Below are 418 nucleotides of genomic sequence, written 5' to 3' on the forward strand. Positions count from 1 at the left end.
GTTCGTTTTTTAAATGGGTCACCAAACTGAAACGGATTAATTATTTGGTCGGGCTTTCTCCATGATGTATTTAACTTACCGGTTGGGTTTTCAATTGCTATCAAATCGCACATTGCAACGCGTATCTCATAAACGAAATCAAGCGCGGCTTGCTGTCTACCATCGGCTTGCTTTTGTTTCCAGCTTGGCGCACCGGCGGCACTCAAATGTGTGCATGGTGGAAAAGCGATAATCATATCCCATCCATCATTTAAGATAGGTAAAACATCGCCTTTGATATGCCACTCAGGGTGACCGCCTGAACAATCAATAATATCAGCGCTAAAAGCCTCGTGACCTAGCGCGCGCAATTCAATTGTTACCGCTTGGCTTTCTTCACACGCCACCAAAATCCTCATCATTCATTACCCCTGTTAAC

At 44.5% G+C, this 418-nt stretch carries 1 protein-coding gene; it reads right to left on the minus strand.

Annotated features, from left to right (window positions below; translation table 11 throughout):
• Positions 1-398: hypothetical protein (locus tag D5S11_RS19665; protein ID WP_206504702.1), on the minus strand; the 398-nt coding region annotated here is incomplete at its 3' end.
• Between the last annotated feature and the right edge of the window lie 20 nt (positions 399-418).

The organism is Bacillus sp. L75 (genome assembly GCF_003676355.1).
Taxonomy (GTDB): Bacteria; Bacillota; Bacilli; order Bacillales; family Bacillaceae; genus Bacillus; species Bacillus velezensis.